The sequence below is a fragment of the Saccharopolyspora pogona genome (assembly GCF_014697215.1).
GTDB lineage: Bacteria > Actinomycetota > Actinomycetes > Mycobacteriales > Pseudonocardiaceae > Saccharopolyspora > Saccharopolyspora hattusasensis.
This window is the reverse complement of sequence record NZ_CP031142.1, coordinates 7,337,579-7,354,320: the sequence shown is the minus strand read 5'-3', so window position 1 is coordinate 7,354,320 and position 16,742 is coordinate 7,337,579. Positions and strand designations below refer to the sequence as shown.

At 68.4% G+C, this 16,742-nt stretch carries 18 protein-coding genes; 8 read left to right on the top strand and 10 right to left on the bottom strand.

Annotation, left to right across the window (positions count from 1 at the left end):
• Nucleotides 1–262 precede the first annotated feature (262 nt).
• The 5 genes from DL519_RS34615 to DL519_RS34595 all read right to left on the bottom strand — a co-directional run bounded on the left by DL519_RS34615 (nucleotide 263) and on the right by DL519_RS34595 (nucleotide 5,883).
• A complete protein-coding gene (locus tag DL519_RS34615) occupies nucleotides 263–643 on the bottom strand; it encodes a cytidine deaminase (RefSeq protein WP_190821079.1) in 381 nt (126 codons plus the stop codon).
• A complete protein-coding gene (locus tag DL519_RS34610; protein WP_190821077.1) occupies nucleotides 644–1,906 on the bottom strand; it encodes an ABC transporter permease in 1,263 nt (420 codons plus the stop codon).
• Entirely contained in the window at nucleotides 1,903–2,997 is a 1,095-nt protein-coding gene (locus tag DL519_RS34605; protein ID WP_190821075.1) for an ABC transporter permease, read from the bottom strand. The genes DL519_RS34610 and DL519_RS34605 overlap by 4 nt, the downstream gene beginning before the upstream one ends.
• Nucleotides 2,994–4,544: an ABC transporter ATP-binding protein gene (locus DL519_RS34600; protein WP_190821073.1), complete on the bottom strand. Its 1,551-nt coding sequence runs from the start codon at nucleotides 4,542–4,544 to the stop codon at nucleotides 2,994–2,996. Before DL519_RS34600 ends, DL519_RS34605 begins: the two co-directional genes overlap by 4 nt.
• A 169-nt stretch (nucleotides 4,545–4,713) precedes the next feature.
• On the bottom strand, nucleotides 4,714–5,883 hold the full coding sequence (locus DL519_RS34595) for a BMP family lipoprotein (protein WP_190821071.1): 1,170 nt from the start codon (nucleotides 5,881–5,883) through the stop codon (nucleotides 4,714–4,716).
• A gap of 442 nt (nucleotides 5,884–6,325) precedes the next feature.
• Here DL519_RS34595 and sdhC point away from each other — a divergent pair, with 442 nt between their 5' ends.
• From sdhC to DL519_RS34575, 4 genes are all read left to right on the top strand, one after another.
• Nucleotides 6,326–6,760: a succinate dehydrogenase, cytochrome b556 subunit gene (sdhC, locus tag DL519_RS34590; protein ID WP_190821069.1), complete on the top strand. Its 435-nt coding sequence runs from the start codon at nucleotides 6,326–6,328 to the stop codon at nucleotides 6,758–6,760.
• 4 nt (nucleotides 6,761–6,764) lie between these two features.
• Entirely contained in the window at nucleotides 6,765–7,184 is a 420-nt protein-coding gene (locus DL519_RS34585) for a succinate dehydrogenase hydrophobic membrane anchor subunit (protein WP_168585358.1), read from the top strand.
• A gap of 73 nt (nucleotides 7,185–7,257) precedes the next feature.
• Complete coding sequence (gene sdhA, locus DL519_RS34580; RefSeq protein WP_190821067.1) at nucleotides 7,258–9,048, top strand: succinate dehydrogenase flavoprotein subunit; 1,791 nt, start codon at nucleotides 7,258–7,260, stop codon at nucleotides 9,046–9,048.
• Nucleotides 9,048–9,833, top strand: a complete 786-nt coding sequence (locus tag DL519_RS34575; protein WP_190821065.1) for a succinate dehydrogenase iron-sulfur subunit — start codon at nucleotides 9,048–9,050, stop codon at nucleotides 9,831–9,833. Before sdhA ends, DL519_RS34575 begins: the two co-directional genes overlap by 1 nt.
• A 368-nt stretch (nucleotides 9,834–10,201) precedes the next feature.
• Here DL519_RS34575 and DL519_RS34570 read toward each other — a convergent pair whose 3' ends face one another.
• Complete coding sequence (locus tag DL519_RS34570) at nucleotides 10,202–10,351, bottom strand: hypothetical protein (protein WP_190821064.1); 150 nt, start codon at nucleotides 10,349–10,351, stop codon at nucleotides 10,202–10,204.
• A gap of 200 nt (nucleotides 10,352–10,551) precedes the next feature.
• Here DL519_RS34570 and DL519_RS34565 point away from each other — a divergent pair, with 200 nt between their 5' ends.
• Nucleotides 10,552–11,046: a hypothetical protein gene (locus DL519_RS34565; protein WP_190821062.1), complete on the top strand. Its 495-nt coding sequence runs from the start codon at nucleotides 10,552–10,554 to the stop codon at nucleotides 11,044–11,046.
• A gap of 24 nt (nucleotides 11,047–11,070) precedes the next feature.
• Here the strand turns inward: DL519_RS34565 and DL519_RS34560 are convergent, their stop codons facing one another.
• Nucleotides 11,071–11,298, bottom strand: coding sequence for an SCO4848 family membrane protein (locus tag DL519_RS34560; RefSeq protein ID WP_029536182.1), 228 nt, complete (start codon nucleotides 11,296–11,298; stop codon nucleotides 11,071–11,073).
• Between the two features lie 241 nt (nucleotides 11,299–11,539).
• Between DL519_RS34560 and DL519_RS34555 the strand changes: the two genes are divergently transcribed.
• The 3 genes from DL519_RS34555 (at nucleotide 11,540) to DL519_RS34545 (ending at nucleotide 13,963) form a co-directional block, all read left to right on the top strand.
• Nucleotides 11,540–12,646 carry a D-alanyl-D-alanine carboxypeptidase family protein gene (locus DL519_RS34555; RefSeq protein ID WP_223839913.1) on the top strand — a complete coding sequence of 369 codons (1,107 nt, stop codon included), beginning with the start codon at nucleotides 11,540–11,542 and terminating at the stop codon, nucleotides 12,644–12,646.
• Between the two features lie 130 nt (nucleotides 12,647–12,776).
• The gene (locus tag DL519_RS34550) at nucleotides 12,777–13,109 is read left to right on the top strand and encodes a TetR-like C-terminal domain-containing protein (RefSeq protein WP_190821058.1); all 333 of its coding nucleotides are present in this window, start codon (nucleotides 12,777–12,779) and stop codon (nucleotides 13,107–13,109) included.
• A gap of 128 nt (nucleotides 13,110–13,237) precedes the next feature.
• The gene (locus tag DL519_RS34545; protein WP_190821056.1) at nucleotides 13,238–13,963 is read left to right on the top strand and encodes an alpha/beta fold hydrolase; all 726 of its coding nucleotides are present in this window, start codon (nucleotides 13,238–13,240) and stop codon (nucleotides 13,961–13,963) included.
• 137 nt (nucleotides 13,964–14,100) lie between these two features.
• Here the strand turns inward: DL519_RS34545 and yhjD are convergent, their stop codons facing one another.
• The 3 genes from yhjD to DL519_RS34530 all read right to left on the bottom strand — a co-directional run bounded on the left by yhjD (nucleotide 14,101) and on the right by DL519_RS34530 (nucleotide 16,541).
• A complete protein-coding gene (yhjD, locus tag DL519_RS34540; RefSeq protein WP_190821054.1) occupies nucleotides 14,101–15,132 on the bottom strand; it encodes an inner membrane protein YhjD in 1,032 nt (343 codons plus the stop codon).
• A 62-nt stretch (nucleotides 15,133–15,194) separates the two neighbouring features.
• The gene (gene trpS / locus DL519_RS34535; protein WP_223839912.1) at nucleotides 15,195–16,238 is read right to left on the bottom strand and encodes a tryptophan--tRNA ligase; all 1,044 of its coding nucleotides are present in this window, start codon (nucleotides 16,236–16,238) and stop codon (nucleotides 15,195–15,197) included.
• Nucleotides 16,239–16,298: 60 nt separating this feature from the next.
• Nucleotides 16,299–16,541, bottom strand: a complete 243-nt coding sequence (locus DL519_RS34530) for a hypothetical protein (RefSeq protein ID WP_190824647.1) — start codon at nucleotides 16,539–16,541, stop codon at nucleotides 16,299–16,301.
• Nucleotides 16,542–16,742: the final 201 nt, after the last annotated feature.

Sequence of the window (16,742 nt, the reverse complement as noted above, 5' to 3'; positions counted from 1 at the left end):
GAAGTCGCGAGGCCCTGCTCTGGGCGGCGGACATCGTGGCTGGTGCGGTCCGGTCCAGCAAGGAAGGATCGGAGGGCTGCCGCAAGCTCCAGGACACCCGGCTTTACCAGATCGACTTGGCGATCGACTGCTGAAATAGCCTCTGGGCATGCGTTAGGCCAGGGTCCCGGTCTGCCCCGGGAAGCACCTGGCCTAGTGACTCGCCCGACACCCACGGTGCCGAGCTCTCATGCGCACAATACACGGCTTGAGCAACGGCCGCCTAGAACACGAAGGCGTCGGGGAGGACCTCGCGCATCGGCAGCACGCCGCGCGGGGTGTCGACCAGGCAGTCCGGGCCGCCCAGTTCGAAGAGGAGTTGGCGGCAGCGGCCGCACGGCATCAGCAGGTCACCCGTTCCGCTTCGGCAGGCCACCGCCACGAACCGGCCTCCGCCGGTCAGACGCAGTTGGCCCACCATGGTGCACTCCGCGCACAGCGTGAGGCCGAAGGAGCCGTTCTCCACGTTGCAGCCGGTCACCACTCGACCGTCGTCGCACAGCGCCGCCGCTCCGACCTGCAACTTCGAATACGGGCAGTACGCCAGCGCCGCGGCTTCCACCGCCGCGGCACGCAGCGCCTTCCAGTCCACAGTGGACGTCATCTAGTCCTCGCCTCTGCGGTACTGCAGACCGTTCGCCTCTGGTGGTCTTAGTCGTTGCGATGCCGCCGCGAGCACCACCAGCGTCACCAGGTGCGGGGTGTAGGCGGTGAGTTCCTCGGGCAGCGAGTCGGTGTACCAGTACACCGCGTACATCACCGCGGCTGCGACCAGCGAGAGGCCGGCTGCGAACCAGCTGCGCCGCCACACCTGCACGGCCGTGACCACCACCAGCAGCAGCGTCGCACCGTAGAACAGCGCGTGCACGCTGGTCTCGCCGCTGCGCAGCTGCAGGCCGTCGGAGTAGCCGAACAGCGCCGCGCCGCCGAGCAGCCCGCCCGGCCGCCAGTTGCCGAAGATCATCGCCGCCAGGCCGATATAGCCCCGGTTGTTGGTCTGGCCCTCGAGGTAGCCCGCCTGACCCGGGTTGAGGATCAGCGCTGCGCCGCCAAGCCCGGCCAGCGCACCAGAGATGATCACAGCGATGTACTTGTAGCGGTAGACGTTCACACCCAGCGACTCCGCCGCGACCGGGTTCTCGCCGCAGGACCGCAGCCGCAGCCCGAACGGCGAGCGCCACAGGACCAGATAGCTCACCGGAACCAGCAGGTAGGCCAGCATGGTCAGCGGCGAGACTCCGGAGACCAGGCCGCCGAGGATGCCCGCCGCGTCGGAGACGCCGACCCGCTGCAGGTCCTCCAGCTGCTGCAGCCAGCCGGCCACCGGCTGCATCGAGTAGGTGTCGAACTTCGGCACCCGCGGCGACTCCCGCGGGTTCCGCGAGATCGGCTCGAACAGCAGCGTCGACAGGTACTTCGCGGTGCCCGCGCCGAGCAGGTTGATCGCCACACCGGACACGATGTGGTTCACCCCGAAGGTCACCGTCGCCACCGCGTGCACGAGACCGCCGAGGGCGCCGAACACCGCAGCGGCGACGAGCCCGGCCAGCGGCCCCCACTGGTAGCCGGCCCAGGCACCACCCCAGGTGCCCAGGATCATCATGCCTTCCAGGCCGATGTTGATGACCCCGGAGCGCTCCGCCCACAACCCGCCTAGGGCGGCCAGCAGGATCGGGAGGCCCAGCCGCACCGCCGCCTGCACGGTGCCGGACGAGGTCAGCTGGGGTACGCCGGTCTGGTACGAGGTGATCGACACCGCCAGGAAACCGACCGCCACCCACAGCAGGACGCGGGCCCAGCCGGGCATCCGGCGGCCGAGGCCGGTTTTCCGGTCCGCCGGTGCCGATTTGGTCACGACCGCGGTCATGCCCGCTCACCTCCGGTTCCGGCGGCGGCCGGGGTGGCCGCGGTGCCCAGCGCGCGCCCGACCCGGCGCTGCTCGGCGGCGAGTTCGCGGCGGCGCACCAACTCGTACGCGACGACGACCGACAGCACGATCGCGCCCTGCAGGATCGTCACGATCTCCTTGGGCACGCCGATGTTGTCCAGCGTCAGCGAACTCTTGTCCAGGAAGGACCACAGCAGCGCGCCGAAAGCGACGCCGATCGGGTGGTTGCGGCCCAGCAGGGCGATGGCCAGCCCCGCGAAGCCGTAGCCGGTCGGAAAGTTGATCATGAAGGTGTGGTCCCGGCCGAGGATCTCCGGCAGCCCGGCCAGGCCCGCGATGGCACCGGAGAGCAGCATCGCGGACATGATCATGCGCTTGGAGTTCACCCCGCCGGCCACGGCTGCCGTCGGCGACAGGCCGGAGGCGCGCAGTTCGAAGCCGTAGCGGGTGCGGTCGATGAGCACCGCGTACCCGATGCCGACCAGCACCGCCAGCAGCACCAGTCCGAACACCGTGCCCGCGCCACCCAGCGGAATCCCGGGCACCAGGCCGCTGCCTGGGATGATCTCCGTGCCCTGGGTGTTACCGCGCATCTCGCCGAACGTCCGCACCAGGAAGGCGATTACGCCGATGGACAGGGTGTTGAGCATGATCGTGGAGATCACCTCGGACACCCCGCGGTAGACCTTGAGCACCGCCGCGATCCCGCACCACAGCGCGCCGGTGACCGCGCCAACCACCACGACCAGCGCCGCGTGCAGCCCGAACGGCAGGCTCACCGCGCCGCCGACGATCGCCGCGACGCAGGCGGCCAGCCGGCACTGGCCCTCGATGCCGATGTTCAGCAGGTTCATCTGGAATCCGATCGCGGCCGCGATCGCCACCAGGTAGTACGCCCCCGCCGTGTTGACGATGTCCACGGAGGTCGTGCCGCGGCCGACCTGCGCGATCATCTCCGCCAGCGTCGACAGCGGGTCCGCGCCGGAGACCAGCAGCACCACGCTGCACAGCACCGCCGAGAAGACGATCGCCAGCGCTGGCGGCAGCAGCCGCGCCCACCAGGTGTTCATGCCGCCTCCCCTGCACCGGTCATCGCCGCGCCGAGTTCTTCCGGGGTCACCGAGCGCGGGTCGGCCGTCGCGACCAACTGCCCCCGGAACATCACCCGGATGGTGTCGGAAAGGCCGATCAGCTCGTCGAGGTCGGCCGAGATCAGCAGGACCGCGAGGCCCGCCGACCGGGCGGCACGCAGATGGCCCCAGATGCCCGCCTGCGCACCGACGTCCACGCCACGTGTCGGGTGCGCGGCGATGAGCAGTGCCGGGTCGCCGGAGAGCTCCCGGCCGACCACGAGCTTCTGCTGGTTGCCGCCGGACAGCGCGGCCGCGTCCACGTCGATGCCGGGGGTGCGGACGTCGAACTCCTCGATGATCCGCTGGGTGTCGGCCTTCGCGCCCGCCCGGTCCAGCCAGATCCCGTGGGCCGTTGGCCGGCGGGTCTGGTGGCCGAGGATCCTGTTGATCCACAACGATTCGTCCAGCAGCAGGCCCTGCCGGTGCCGGTCCTCCGGCACGTAGCCGATGCCCGCTTCGCGGCGCGCCAGCGTCGACAGCCCGGTCAGGTCGCGGTCGCCGAGCGAGACCCGGCCGGTGGTGACCGGCCGCATGCCCATGATCGCCTCGACGAGCTCGGTCTGGCCGTTGCCCTCGACACCGGCGATGCCGACGACCTCACCGGCCCGCACCGTCAGGTCGATGTCGGCGAGCAGCGTCCGGTCCTGTTCCGATGCGGACAGGCCGGTGACGACGAGCACGTCGCGATCGCGCACAGTTGACTCGCCGTGCTCGGGCACCGGCAACTCGCTGCCCACCATCATCTCGGCGAGCCGGCGGCTGGTGATCTCCGCGGCCGGGACGGTGCCGACCGTGGTGCCGCGCCGCAGGACCGTGATGGTGTCGGCGATGGCCCGCACCTCGTCGAGCTTGTGCGAGATGAACAGGAACGTGAAGCCCTGTTCACGCATGGTGCGCAGGGTGGCGAACAACTCGTCCACCTCCTGCGGGACCAGCACCGCGGTCGGCTCGTCGAGAATGATGATGCGGGCACCCCGGTACAGGACTTTGAGGATCTCCACCCGCTGCCGGTCGGCCACGCCCAGCCGCTCGACCAGCACATCCGGGCGCATTTCGAACCCGGCCTGCTCAGCGAGCCCGAGCACCCGCCGGCGGGCCTTCGCGCCGATGCCGTGCCCGTCTTCGGCGCCGAGGACGATGTTCTCGAGCACGGTGAGGTTGTCGGCGAGCATGAAGTGCTGGTGCACCATGCCGATACCGGCGCGGATCGCCTCGGCCGGCGTGCGGAAGCGGACTTCCTCGCCGCGCACGCGGATCGTGCCGGAGTCCGGAGCCTGCATCCCGTAGAGGATCTTCATCAGGGTGGACTTGCCGGCCCCGTTCTCGCCGCACAACGCGTGCACCTCGCCGGTTCGCACCGAGAGGTTCACGTCGGAGTTGGCGACCACGCCGGGGAAGGTCTTGGTGATGCCGGTCAGCTCGACGGCCAGGGACCCGGTTGCGCCGGGTCGGCCGCCGGAATCCGGCTCAGTGGAGGTGTTCATGGGGCTCCGTGGGACGTCGGCACGGGCAGCGAACCAGCTGGACGCTCAACAATGGACGGTTTCGGCACAACCGTGACGATCTTGGCGCGAACCCGCCACTCGGTCGAGTTGAGCGGGAGGGGCATCTCCAGCCGATCGGCTCGGCCGGAGATGCCCCTCACCTGGCGGGTCACGGCTTGCCGGAAACCTTGATCTCGCCGCGTGCGATGGCCGCCTTGTAGGCGTCCACCGCGGGCATCAGGTCGGTGACCTTGCCGCCGGACGTGGAGTAGCCCACGCCGTCGATGGACAGGTCGAACTTCTTCGGCATCGAGCCCAGGTCGTTGCGCGCGACCGCCGCGATGTAGTCGTACACCGCGAGGTCCACCCGCTTGAGCATGGAGCTGATGATCACGTCCTTGTACTCCGCGACCGTCGGCTGGTTGTACTGGTCGGAGTCGACCCCGATCGCCAGCGCGTTCGCGGACTTCACCGACGAGAACACTCCCTTACCGGAGGCGCCCGCCGCGTGGTAGAGCACGTCGGCGCCCGCCTCCAGCTGGCCGGTCGCGACCTCGGAACCCTTGTTGGGGTCCTGGAAGCCGCTGAAGTCACCGGCCGGCGTCAGGTACTTGCGCTCGATCTTGATGTCCGGCGCGGCCGCCTTGGCACCCGCCATGTACCCGGCCTCGAACTTCTGGATCAGCGGGGTATTGACCCCGCCGACGAAGCCGATGTGGCAGTTCTTCGACTTGTGCGCCGCGATCACGCCGACCAGGAACGAGCCCTGTTCCTCGGCGAACACCAGCGACGTGACGTTCGGGATCCCCTGCACGTCCTCATCGATGATCGCGAACTTGGTGCCCGGGAACTCCGGGGCGACGAGCTTGAGCGCGTCCGCGTAGGCGTAGCCGACCGCGATCACCGGGTTGTAGCCCTCGCGCGCCAGCTGCCGCAGCCGGGTCTGCTTGGCGTCCTCTGGCTCACCGGCCCCCGCGTCGAGCTCCTTGACGTCGGTGAAGCCCATCTGCGACTTCGCCCGGTCCAGCCCGGCGACCGAGGCGTCGTTGAACGAGGCATCGCCGCGCCCACCGATGTCGAAGGCGAGCCCCACCCGCATCGCGGGCGTCTGCGGTGCGGGCTGCTGCTCGGCGGCCGGAGTGGTCGGTGCGGCCCCGGCTGGAGGCGCGCTCAGCCGGCACCCCTGGCCCTGGGCATTGTTATTTCCCCCACCCCCGCTGTCCTTCGCACATCCCGCCAGCGCCAACGCGCCGGTGAGCAGCACTGCGACCACCGCCGCGCCGTTGCGGCGCGGTCCTCCGGCACCCGAGCGCCTTCCCCATATCGGCGTTCGCCGCATGCCGTTCCCCTTTCCTGTTGGTCCCGCCGCGGCCCATTCGCCTGCGGTTCCGGCTTGCCGGAAGCCCGCGGCTCGGACGAACTCCACACGAAGGTGTGCCTCCTGGTGAATTGTTCTTCCAGGGCGCGGCGCACGCCATTCGGTGACGTGGCTCTCGAAATTAAGTCTTGACGCTGCTGCTTGGGCATTGCTCGCGTGTCACGAAATGATTTCTACATCGATCAACCGAGGCGGGACTCTTGTCTGGTCGATCACAGAGAGCGCAGGCGAGTAGGCCCGGGCGTTTAGTCGGGTCTAGCATCCCTTGCGTCAAGGCCCCAGTTCGTGGCCGGTGACGGGCGTGCACCCAATACCAATTGGGACCAACTGCAACTCGGGGCCGGTCGCCCCTTGTTCCCGAACGGGGCCGTCAGTCCACCAGCGAGGTTGGAGGCCTTCCACCATGGCCAGCACCACCGCCTCCGCGGCAGAGGTACCGCAGCGCGCCACCGCACCGCGCGCCAAGGGGCGCCTCTACCGCGGCGATCTGGGCATGTGGTCGTGGGTCGCCCACCGAATCACGGGCGTACTCACCTTCTTCTTCTTGTTCGTACACGTCCTGGACACCGCCCTGGTCCGGGTTTCGCCGAACGCCTACGACACGGTCATCGAAACCTACAAGCACCCGGTGATGATCCTGTTCGAGCTGGGGCTGCTGGCGGCTGTGCTGTTCCACGCCTTCAACGGCATCCGGGTCATGCTGGTCGACTTCTGGGCCAAGGGCACGAAGTACCAGAAGCCGATGCTGTGGACGGTCGTGGCCCTCTGGCTGGTGTTGATCATCCCGGCCGCGATCAGTCTGATCAGCCGCGCAGTCACGGAAGTTTTCGGGGGTTGAGCAAATGACCGTCACCGACGCACCGCTTTCCGTGGAGAAGCCGCGCACCTCGTCGCGCCCCGCCGCGCGCCGCAACAACTTCGAGCTCTACAGCTGGTTGTTCATGCGGCTGTCCGGTGTGGTGCTGCTGTTCCTGGTGCTCGGGCATCTGCTGATCATGCTGTTCCTGGACGGCGGCGTCCACAAGATCAACTTCGCGTTCGTCGCGGGCCGCTGGGCCTCTCCGTTCTGGCAGTTCTGGGACCTCACCATGCTGTGGCTGGCGGGTCTGCATGGCGGTAACGGACTCCGCACCGTCATCAACGACTACTCCCGAAAAGACGGCACACGCTTCTGGCTGAAGATGCTGCTGTACGTCTCGGTCTTGCTGACCGTGGGTCTAGGCACCTTCGTGATCTTCACCTTCGACCCGAACATCGGCTAGCGCCGCAGACGACCACAGCGTGGCGAGATCGACGCCCCATCCGCGGGTCCCGCCACAGCCCGAGGAGGCGACCATGCAATTCCACAAGTACGACGTGGTCATCGTCGGCGCCGGCGGCGCCGGGATGCGCGCCGCGATCGAATCCGGGCAACGCGCCCGCACTGCCGTGCTGACCAAGCTCTACCCCACCCGTTCGCACACCGGCGCCGCCCAGGGCGGCATGTGCGCGGCGTTGGCCAACGTCGAAGAGGACAACTGGGAGTGGCACACCTTCGACACCATCAAGGGCGGTGACTACCTGGTCGACCAGGACGCCGCCGAGATCATGGCGAAGGAAGCCATCGACGCGGTCCTGGACCTGGAGAAGATGGGGCTGCCGTTCAACCGGACCCCGGAAGGCAAGATCGACCAGCGCCGGTTCGGCGGCCACACCCGCGACCACGGCAAGGCCCCGGTCCGCCGCGCCTGCTACGCCGCGGACCGCACCGGCCACATGATCCTGCAGACGCTCTACCAGAACTGCGTCAAGCACGGCGTGGAGTTCTACAACGAGTTCTACGTCCTGGACATCATGCTCAGCGACGGCCCGGACGGCCAGCAGGTCTGCTCCGGTGCGATCGCCTACGAGCTGGCCACCGGCGAGATCCACGTCTTCCAGGCCAAGTCGGTCATCTTCGCCACCGGCGGCTTCGGCAAGGTCTTCAAGACCACCTCGAACGCGCACACCCTCACCGGTGATGGCATGGGCATCATCTACCGCAAGGGCCTGCCGCTGGAGGACATGGAGTTCTACCAGTTCCACCCGACCGGCCTGGCCGGCCTGGGCATCCTGATCACCGAGGGCGTCCGCGGCGAGGGCGGCATCCTGCGCAACGCCGAGGGCGAGCGGTTCATGGAGCGCTACGCCCCGACGATCAAGGACCTGGCGCCGCGCGACATCGTCGCCCGGTCGATGGCCCTGGAGGTGCTGGAAGGCCGCGGCGCGGGTCCGAACAAGGACTACGTGCTGCTGGACGTGACGCACCTCGGCGAGGACCTGCTCGAAGCGAAGCTCCCGGACATCATGGAGTTCTCCCGCACCTACCTGGGCGTGGAACCCACCAAGGAGCCGGTGCCGGTCTACCCGACCGCGCACTACGCGATGGGCGGCATCCCGACCAACATCGTCGGCGAGGTGCTGCGGGACAACGACAACACCATCCCTGGCCTGTACGCGGCCGGCGAGTGCGCCTGCGTCTCCGTGCACGGCTCGAACCGGCTGGGCACCAACTCGCTGCTGGACATCAACGTGTTCGGCCGCCGGTCGGGCGTCGCCGCCGCCGAGTACGCGCTCAACCACGACCACGTGGAGCTGCCGGAGGAGCCGACCAAGCTCGTGCAGGGCATGGTCGACCACCTGCGCACCGCGCACGGCGGCGAGCGGGTCGCCACGATCCGCACCGAGCTGCAGCAGACGATGGACGCCAACGCATCGGTGTACCGCACCGAGGAGACCCTCAAGACGGCGCTGTCGGACGTGCAGGCGCTCAAGGAACGCTACGGCCGGATCTCCGTGCACGACAAGGGCAAGCGGTACAACTCCGACCTGCTGGAGGCCATCGAGCTGGGCTTCCTGCTCGACCTGGCCGAGTCGCTGGTCAACGCCGCGCTGGCCCGCAAGGAGTCCCGCGGCGGCCACGCCCGCGAGGACTACACCGCCCGGGACGACGTCAACTTCATGCGGCACAGCATGCAGTACAAGGTGTTGCCCGACCAGGAGGACCCGAACGCGCCGCTCGGGTTGACCGGTTTCCAGGCCGACATCCGTCTGGACTACAAGCCCGTCGTCGTCACCCGGTACCAGCCGATGGAGCGTAAGTACTGATGACCGCCGCTACCACGAATAACGACACGACCGATCTTCCGGGTGACGCCCCGCCGATCCCGGACGGCGCCACGATGGTCACCGTCAAGATCCTGCGGTACAACCCGGAGGTCGACGAGGACCTGCACTGGGAGTCCTACCGGGTCCCGGCGCTGCCGTCGGACCGCGTGCTGAACCTGCTGCACTACATCAAGTGGTACGTCGACGGCACGCTGACCTTCCGCCGGTCCTGCGCGCACGGCGTGTGCGGCTCCGACGCGATGCGCATCAACGGGGTCAACCGGCTGGCCTGCAAGGTGCTGATGAAGGACCTGCTGCCCAAGGGCGGCGAGACCACGCTGACCATCGAGCCGATCAAGGGCCTGACGGTCGAGAAGGACCTGCTGGTCGACATGGAGCCGTTCTTCGAGGCCTACCGGTCGGTCAAGCCGTACCTGATGACCACCGGCAACGAGCCGACCCGGGAGCGCATCCAGTCGGTCGCCGAGCGGGCCCGGTTCGACGACACCACCAAGTGCATCCTGTGCGCGGCGTGCACCACGTCGTGCCCGGTGTACTGGTCGGACGGCAACTACTTCGGCCCGGCGGCGATCGTCAACGCGCACCGGTTCATCTTCGACAGCCGTGACGAGGGCGCCGAGGAGCGGCTCGACATCCTCAACGACGTCGACGGCGTGTGGCGGTGCCGCACGACCTTCAACTGCACGGATGCCTGCCCGCGAGGCATCCAGGTCACGAAGGCGATCCAAGAGGTCAAGCGAGCCCTGATGTTCCGTCGCCGCTGACCCGGTGAACACCGACGGCGCCCGCCTCCCCGGAGGTGGGCGCCGTTTGCCTTTGCCTTCCTGACGATGTGCATGCGCACGGTTACATCGAGTCAGTACGCTCTCGATCATGGCCGAGCCTGCATCGAGTACCAACTACACAGCGGCTGCGCAGCGGCACTACCGGGACGCGCAACTACTGTGGGAAGAGCAGCGCCTGCCCAATGCCGACCACTTAGCGGGCGTCGCTACCGAATGCGGACTGAAGGCCATCCTGACCGGCTATCCGGGCGGGTATGTTGACAGCCATAACCGCCCCAACCATCCGGACCATCCCAGAACGCACGCTGGTCCCAAGTACGGGCATCTTCCCACCTTGTGGGATGAGATCAGTAGTCTCCGGTGGCCGAAGCGGCAACGTTTTTCACCACGCCATGGCGCAGGGAAACCCCCTCCTCCGGTGGGATGTGGCGGAGCGCTATGCGGACGGCAAACACATAGACGCTGCCCGCGTCGATCAACACCTGCCGGCAACGCACCAGGTCTGTCCTTCTATCAAAAAGCGCAGATCGACGGGGTGCTGACGTGACCAGAATCCGATTCGACAAGGCGTGGGAGAACGCCTACGCGGTTGCGGACGGTGCGAGCCGGACCGGGACAGATGTGATCCTGGTTCGGGACTTGGTCGGTCGCCTTTCGCTGATTCTCGACGACACTCAGGACATCGCGGTTCACCTGGTTGCCGAACCACCTGGCCGACGGAACCGGGCAAGTAAGCCCGCGAAGTTTCCTAAATGCACTGCGCACCGCAGCCCAGATCACAGAAGAGCCGTATGCCGGGCATGACCATGCGCTTCACTGGGAGGCGATTAAGCGCGGAGTGCAGGCTGCCTCGCAAACCCGCGTCGATGAGATCACCGAGGACATCCCCTGGGTCGCCACCGCAATCGAGCCGCTGAAGGGACTGCAGGTGCCGATCGAGCAGCAGGACGTGGAGTCCTGCTGGCGAGACGCCGACCTGAAAACGCAGCTCGACGCCCTCCAACTGGCGTCCGATCAAGCTCCGGCAGCGACCGGCCCGCGCGGCACCAAGCTGTCGGAGCTCATCGCCGAGCTGATCGAACTGGGCGTGATGACGAACCGAAAGAACGGCAAGCTCGACCTTCCCGACATCTATCGGGTCGCATTCGGTCTGGGTCGCAAGGGCGGTGTGCCGCGGATGCGGTCGTCGTGAACCTGCTCGCTAGCTTGCCGGCGGTCAGCGGCGGGCGGCCCGGTAGGCCCGCCAGCCGAGGACCCCGATGATCGTGCCCAGGACCAGGGAGACCACCGCGATCACCAGGTGGACGATCAGGTAGGACGTCGGCGAACCGCCCGCCCAGGAGCGGTCGCTGTTCCAGATGTTGCGCACGAAGTTCGGCCACAGCAGGTACGACCAGACGCCGAAGGCCAGCAGGAACAACGCAACGCGGCGGGAAATTGTCACGGCCCCCAGTATCCGCTGTAACCTGCTTCACCCACCTGTCCGGGGGCGGTCTGCGTCTCGTCGCTCACGGCGATTGGCTAGCCTGCTGCGTGTGCCTCTGAGTGCCCGCGGTCAGCTCCGCACGAAATCCGCGCTAAGCGCGGCCATTTGCACTCTCGCCGCTTCGCTAGCGCTGACAACCGGCGGCACGGCCGCGGCCCAACCGCCGGCAGCGTGCCCTAACGCCGTTCCGCCGCCTCCGGTGGACACCTCCGAGGTGCCCGCGCCGGGCTCGCCGGTCCCCGAGCCGGTGCCGGTCCCGGAGACGCCGGTCGGCGGGGACCGGATGGCGGAGTGCGGCGTGATCCTCGCGCCGGGCCTGCCGGAGCCGCCCCCCGAGGTCAGCGCCGAGAGCTGGGTGCTGGCAGACCTGGACAGCGGGGCCGTGCTGGCGGCGAAGGACCCGCACGCCAGGCACCGCCCGGCATCGACGATCAAGGTCCTCACCGCGCTCACCGCGATCCGCGAGCTGCGGATGGACGACACGATCGTCGTCACCCAGGAGGACGCTAACCAGGAGGGCAGCCGGGTCGGGCTCAGCCCCGGCGTCACCTACACCGTGCAGCAGGTGCTGTCCGGATTGATCATGCGGTCCGGCAACGACGCCGCGCACGCGCTCGCCATGAAGATGGGCGGGTTCGACGCCACGCTCGACAAGGTCAACGCGCTGGCCCGCGAGCTCGGCGCGCTGGACACCCGGGTCGCGACGCCGTCCGGGCTGGACGGTCCGGGCATGAGCACCTCGGCCTACGACCTGGCGGCCATCTTCCGGGCGGCGATGCACGAGCCGGCGTTCGCCTCGATAGCCGGCGTCCACAACACGCTGCTGCCGGGCAAGCCGGGCGGCCCGCCGCTGGAGGTCTGGTCCGACAACCAGGTGCTACTCAACTACCCCGGCGCCATCGGCGGCAAGACCGGGTTCACCGACGATGCACGGCACACGTTCATCGGTGCCGCCGAGCGCGACGGACGCCGGCTGGTGGCGGTGCTGATGCGCGGCGAGAACCAACCGATCCGGCAGTCCCAGCAGACCATGCACCTGCTGGACTACGGGTTCGGGCTCGACGTCAGTGCCCCGGTCGGCGAGCTGGTGACCACGTCACCCCGCCCGTCCCCGGTAGAGAACGCGGCGGCGGATTCGCCGGAGACCGGCCAGGCGCAGAGCTCGTCGATGTTCGGCACGGTCGGCTGGCCGTTGACGCTGATCGCGATCGCCGCCGTCGCGGTTGCGGGTGTCCTAGCGCGCCGACATCGCCGCGCGCGTCTGGCCGCCGCCGCGCGCCGCAGGCAGAACGGCGACCACCCCTGACAGAACCCGCTACCGGCGCGCCGCCGGCCGTGATCCGATTAGTTAACGGTTCCGGTTCGTTATTTAATTGGAGCGGCCATGGAGACGACATCCGCGCTGATGGAGGGGCAGACCGGCGCTGGTCGAGCGGATGCTGCCCGGGCTCGCCGAGGCGGTCGCCGACCCTCGGCTGCGCGCGATGGTCGCCCGCATCTTCGGTTCCAGCGTCAGTCATCCGGCGCTGATGGCGACCTATTGGGAGAACTACGTCGTGCCGCGGCGGCGCATCACCCGAGCACTACTGGACCGCGCACAGGCCGATGGGGTGGTCGACGCCGATGCGGACCCGGATGTGCTGATCGACATGATGGTCGGCGCCGTGCTCTTCCGCCTCGCCCAACCAGAACCGCTGGATGCCGCCGGGGCCCGCGAGTACCTGGAGTCGGTCTACCGCCGGGCCGGTCTGCTCAACAGGCCACCATAGATCCGTGAATGCTTTTGGGCACCATGGCAACCAGTGACACGAGTCTCCCCGCAGAACAATCCGGCGATTTCTGTCCGGTATCGAGCCTAGGGTCCAGGCCATCGATCCGGCTGAGAAGGAGTGCTGAAATGGCGACGATCGTGCTGGTCCCCGGTTTCTGGCTCGGTGCATGGGCGTGGCAGGACGTGTCGCTGGACCTGCGGGCGACGGGCCACGACGTCCACCCGGTGACGATGCCCGGCCTCGCCGACCGAGCCGCCGAAGCCTCGCCGGAGGTCGGCGTCGAGACGCACGTAGCGGACCTGGTCCGGTTCATCGAGCAGAACGACCTCCGGGACGTCGTGCTGGTCGGGCACAGCGGCGCGAACGTGCCCGTCACCGGCGCCGCCGACCGCATCCCGGACCGGATCGCGCGCATCGTCTACGTCGACGCCGGGCCGATGCCGGGCGGCGTGTCCGTGCTGGACTTCAACCCGCCGGACGTCCAGGAGGAGTGGCGCAAGAAGGTCGAGGCCCAAGGCGACGGGTGGCGCCTCCCGCTCCCCGAGTTCGGCCCGGACGATCTCGCCGGGCTGTCCGACGAGACGCTGGCCCGCATGCGCGCCATGAGCACGCCGCAGCCGTTCGCCACCGCGACGCAGTCCCTGCAGCGGCCGGAGGCCATCCCGGACACACCGATCTCGGTGATCGCGTCAACCTTCACCCCGGAGCAAGTCCAGGCCCTCATCAACAGCGGCATCCCGCTGTTCGCGTCGATGGCCGGGGCTGAGGTGCACCACCTGCCGACCGGGCACTGGCCGATGTTCTCCCGCCCGGCCGACCTCGCGGCAATGCTCTCCGGCATCGCCGGATGACCAGCCGCAATTTCAATGGAAGTTGCGGATCTCCGGCGTGTCGGGCCACAACACGCCGGAGGTTGTGGATAACTTCCGCAATTTCAATGGAAATCGGAGGTCCGATTTCCAATTGAAATTGCGGCGGGACGCAGGGGTCAGCGCTTGCGGCGCCAGGCCCAGCCCGCGATGGCGCCGAGTCCCACCAGGCCCACCAGGCCCGCCGTGGCCCGCACACCCACCCGGTCCCGCACCTGGACCACCGGCCGGATGATCGCCGGGCCCGGCGGCCGCGGAGGCGCGACCTCCAAGTTCTCCCGGGCGGATGCCGTCCAAGCCGTGACGAAAAGGATGAACCGCGAGGTCAGGTTGGCGAACACCAGCAGACCGAGGATCGGGCCGAACGCCACGCCCGCCGGCGAGCTGGTGACGCTGTTCAGGTAGACCACCCCGACCTGCTTGAGGACCTCGAACCCGATCGCGGCGAACAGCGCGCCCCACACCGCGCTGTGCAACGTGACCGGTTTGCGCGGCAGCCGCGCCAGCACCCACAGGAACACCAGCCAGCTCGCCAACAGCGACAGCAGTATCGACAGCACCCGTAGCACGAACGCCGCGGCCGGGTTGTCCTCGATCCCGACCAGCTCGAACAGCCACCGCCCGACCCCGCCGCCGAGCGCGCTGATGCCCAGCGAGACGGCCACCGCCGCGCCGAGCCCGATCAGCGACCCCAGGTCGGCGGCCATCCGCCGGACGATCGACTGCTTCGCGGGCTCCTGCGTCCACTGCGCGGTCAGCGCCTCCCGCAGGTTCGTCATCCAACCGAGCCCCGAGTACAGCGCGGCGAGCAGGCCGATCACACCGACCGTCCCGGCCTGGCTGATCGCCTGCTGGACGACGCGGTTGAGCATGTCGCTCATCGCCGGGCTGGGCACCGCGGAGGTGATCGACGTCTGCAGCCGCCCCAGCAGGTCCGGGTTCCCGCTCAGCACGAAACCGGCCGCGGCGAAGGCGATCATCAGCAGCGGCACCAGCGCGAGCACGCTGAAGTAGGTGATCGCGGCGGCGTAGTAGTCGCCGTACTGACCCTGGTAGCGCTCGAAGGCCCGGATGAGCCGGTCCAACCACGCGTGGCGGCGGCGCAGCAGCGCCAATCGGCCCGGCTTCGTGTCCTGCTCCTGACCGGCCACGGTGCACCTCCCGCCGCAACGGCTTCCCCCGAACGGTGGCAGGCTACCCGCAGTTGATCAGTTCAGCCCATCGGCGGAAGGAATCCCATCCGGTCGAAGACGGTCCGCAAGGTTTCCGCCGAGACCGCCCGCGCCCGCTCCGCGCCCCGGTGCAGGACCTTGTCCAGTTCGGCCGGGTCGTCGAGGTAGCTGCGGACCTTCTCCTGGAACGGCGTGACGAATTCGACCACGACCTCGCCGAGCTCCTTCTTCAGGTCGCCGTAGCCCTTGCCCTCGTAGGCGGCCTCCAGGTCGGCGATGCTGCGGCCGGCCAGCGCCGAGTAGATCACCAGCAGGTTGCTGATGCCCGGCTTGTGCTCCACGTCGTAGCGGATCTCCCGCTCCAGGTCGGTGACCGCGGAGCGGATCTTCTTGGCCGAGCGTTTCGGCGCCTCCAGCAGCTCGACGACCCCGGCGGGCACCGACTTGCTCATCTTCGAAGTCGGGTCCTGCAGATCGTAGATCTTGGCGGTTTCCTTGGGGATGTGCGCCGCGGGCACCGTGAAGGTATGGCCGTAGCGGGAGTTGAACCGCTGCGCCAGGTTGCGGGTGAGCTCCAGGTGCTGGCGCTGGTCCTCGCCGACCGGGACGGCGTCGGCCTGGTAGAGCAGGATGTCCGCGGCCTGCAGCACCGGGTAGGTGAACAGCCCGACGCTGACGTGGTCGGCTTCCTGGCGGGCGGACTTGTCCTTGAACTGGGTCATCCGACCGGCCTCGCCGAACCCGGTCAGGCATTCCAGGACCCAGCTGAGCTGGGCGTGTTCCGGGACGTGGCTCTGCACGAACAGCGTCGAGCGGTCGGGGTCGATGCCGATCGCGAGCAGTTGGGCGGCGGAGAGCCGGGTACGCTGGCGCAGCAGTTCCGGGTCCTGCGCGACGGTGATGGCGTGCAGGTCGACGACGCAGTAGAAGGCGTCGTGGTCGTCCTGCATGGTGACCCATTCCCGCAGGGCGCCCAGGTAGTTGCCGAGGTGGAACGAGTCGGCGGTGGGCTGGATGCCGGACAGCACGCGCGGCCGCGCCGCGGGCTGGTCGCTGGTCTGGGGTGCGGGGCTGTCGCTGCTCACGTGGTGATTCTCGCAAGTCCCGCCGGAGCTGTGGGATCGACCTCTCCGGTTATCCCTGCGTCAGGTCTTGCGCTGGTTCTCTGGCTGGATCTTCTTCTTCCGGAACATGCCCGCGACCATGCCGACCACTCCGAGGGCGACCGCGGTGAGTCCGACCGGAGCGCTCAGCGATTCCAGGGGGCCGGCCGCGAGGACGGTCGAGCCGGCGGCAGCGGCGCCGGCTGCGGTCGCCAGTAGCACCGCGGCGAGCGCGGCGCCAAGCACGGACACCCGCGTGACCACGCGGGATATTCGGCTACGCACGGGCGTGCCTCCCTACGAAAGTTGACCCGTTCAGGTCACCGAATCGTCCGAGTTCGGTGGCGGAACGTACCGACCACCGGTTACCGGCTTGGTCGCTTTGCGTGACCCGGCCACGACGCAATGATCATATTTTCCAATCCTGAACGACTTTCGCCGGGCCTCCAGACCAATAAACGAGCAGGCCAGCAGCCAGAATCGCCC

Bases quoted from the DNA above. Each gene is read 5' to 3' on its own strand.
- DL519_RS34605 (WP_190821075.1), bottom strand. From the start codon at position 2,997: ATGAACACCTGGTGGGCGCGGCTGCTGCCGCCAGCGCTGGCGATCGTC.
- DL519_RS34595 (WP_190821071.1), bottom strand. From the start codon at position 5,883: ATGCGGCGAACGCCGATATGGGGAAGGCGCTCGGGTGCCGGAGGACCG.
- DL519_RS34545 (WP_190821056.1), top strand. From the start codon at position 13,238: ATGGCGACGATCGTGCTGGTCCCCGGTTTCTGGCTCGGTGCATGGGCG.
- DL519_RS34575 (WP_190821065.1), top strand. From the start codon at position 9,048: ATGACCGCCGCTACCACGAATAACGACACGACCGATCTTCCGGGTGAC.
- sdhC (WP_190821069.1), top strand. From the start codon at position 6,326: ATGGCCAGCACCACCGCCTCCGCGGCAGAGGTACCGCAGCGCGCCACC.
- DL519_RS34550 (WP_190821058.1), top strand. From the start codon at position 12,777: ATGCTGCCCGGGCTCGCCGAGGCGGTCGCCGACCCTCGGCTGCGCGCG.
- DL519_RS34615 (WP_190821079.1), bottom strand. From the start codon at position 643: ATGACGTCCACTGTGGACTGGAAGGCGCTGCGTGCCGCGGCGGTGGAA.
- DL519_RS34585 (WP_168585358.1), top strand. From the start codon at position 6,765: ATGACCGTCACCGACGCACCGCTTTCCGTGGAGAAGCCGCGCACCTCG.
- sdhA (WP_190821067.1), top strand. From the start codon at position 7,258: ATGCAATTCCACAAGTACGACGTGGTCATCGTCGGCGCCGGCGGCGCC.
- DL519_RS34610 (WP_190821077.1), bottom strand. From the start codon at position 1,906: ATGACCGCGGTCGTGACCAAATCGGCACCGGCGGACCGGAAAACCGGC.
- DL519_RS34600 (WP_190821073.1), bottom strand. From the start codon at position 4,544: ATGAACACCTCCACTGAGCCGGATTCCGGCGGCCGACCCGGCGCAACC.